Source organism: Pseudomonas sp. 5.2, assembly GCF_059025405.1.
The window spans coordinates 1-2032 of sequence record NZ_JBYBHH010000040.1 but is presented as its reverse complement, the minus strand read 5'-3'; the positions used below and the strand labels follow the sequence as shown (position 1 = coordinate 2032).

Sequence of the window (2032 nt, the reverse complement as noted above, 5' to 3'; positions counted from 1 at the left end):
CGAAGTGCTGGATATCCGCCTGGTGGACGCCGCCGGTAACAGCTCTGCCCCACTCCAATTCGATGCACCGGACATCACACCGCCTGCTGCCGTCAGCAATATTGCCGTCGGCTCCGACGGCCTGGTCCTCAGCGGCCGCGGCGAAGCCGGCGCCACTGTGCAAGTGCGTGACGCCGAGGGCACGGTGATCGGCACCGGCACTGTCTTGGCCAACGGCACCTTCCTCATCGACCTCGAGCCGGCAGCGCAACCCGGCGAGCACCTGAGCCTGGTGCAGACCGACCCGAGCGGCAACACGTCCGTCGCCTTTGAATACGACGTACCACTGATCACCGCCCCGGCCAGCCCAAGCGAGCTGGCGATCAATGCCGATGGCACCAGCCTGACCGGCAACGCGCCAGCGGGAACCCGTGTGGAAGTGCACGATGCCAATGGCACGCTGATCGGCAGTGTCGTGGCAGGTGCCGATGGCACCTTCACTATCGTGCTCGACCCGGCCCAAGCCAACGGCGAACTGCTTGATGTGGTCGCCATCGATGACAACGGTCTGTCGTCCGTGCCTACGCAAATCTTTGCGCCAGACATCACCGCGCCGACTGCACCGAGTGAACTGGCGATCAACGCCGACGGCAGCGTCGTCACCGGCCGTGCCGAACCGGGCAGCACCGTGCGGGTGCTGGCAGCTGATGGCACCGAACTGGGCAGCGCCTTGGTCGGCCCGACCGGCACCTTCAATATCACCCTCGATCCGCCTCAAGTCGATGGCGAGGTGCTGCAGGTCACCGCCACAGATGCCGCGGGCAACGCCTCTACGGCCGGCACGGTCACCGCGCCGGATATCGACGGTGGCGACACCACGCCTCCAGACGCACCCACCAACCTGGTCATCGCCCTCGCCGGCAGCCAGCTCAACGGCCGCGGCGAAGCCGGGGCCACTGTTCAAGTCCGTGATGCCGAGGGCAACCTCGTGGCCAGCGGCTCGGTCAACCCGGATGGCACCTTCCAGATCACCCTGGATCCGGCCGTGAAAGACGGCAGCACCCTGCAAGTGGTGCTGACCGACGCAGCAGGCAACGCCTCTGAACCTGGTTCGGTGACTTCGCCAGACCTGCAAGCGCCAGACCAACCTACCGGCCTGGAACTGGCCAACGGCGTCACCCTCACGGGTAGCGGCGAACCGGGCGCCACCGTGCAGGTGCGCGACGCCGCGGGCGACATCATCGGCACCGGCCTGGTCAACGAGAACGGCAGTTTCAGCCTCACCCTGTTCCCAGCCCAGGCCAATGGTGAAGTGCTGGACATCCGCCTGGTGGACGCCGCCGGCAACAGCTCTACCCCGCTGCCATTCGATGCACCGGACATCACGCCGCCTGCTGCGGTGAGCAATATTGTCGTCGGCGCCGACGGCCTGGCCTTGAGCGGCCGTGGTGAAGCGGGTGCCAGCGTGGAGGTGCGCGACGCCGAGGGTAATGTGATCGGCACCGGTACTGTCTTGGCCAACGGCACCTTCCTGATCGACCTCGACCCGGCGGCACTGCCAGGCGAGCGCCTGAGCCTGGTGCAGACCGACCCAAGCGGCAACGCCTCCGAAGCCCTGCAATTCGATGTCCCTGTGACCACCACACCGGCCAGCCCGAGCGACCTGGTGGTCGCCGAAGACGGCACCAGCATCACCGGTTCCGCCCCGGTCGGCAGCCGTGTGGAAGTGCGCGATGCCGATGGCACGCTGGTCGGCAGCGTGGTGGTGGGTGCCGAAGGTACCTTCACCGTCATCCTCAACCCGGCACAAGCCAACGGCGAACTGCTCGACCTGGTGGCAATCGATGGCACCGGCGCGTCGTCCCTGCCGGTACAAATCAACGCACCCGACATCACCGCGCCGACTGCGCCGAGTGAACTGGCGATCAACGCCGACGGCAGCGTCGTCACCGGCCGTGCCGAAGCGGGCAGCACCGTGCGGGTGCTGGCAGCTGATGGCACCGAACTGGGCAGCGCCTTGGTCGGCCCGACCGGCACCTTCAATATCACCCTC

General features: G+C 67.0%; 1 protein-coding gene. It reads left to right on the top strand.

The window, feature by feature from the left end; translation table 11 throughout:
- Positions 1 to 2032, top strand: a 2032-nt coding sequence (locus AC5PZ0_RS28165) for an Ig-like domain-containing protein (protein WP_493856196.1), incomplete at both ends; no start/stop codon positions are given.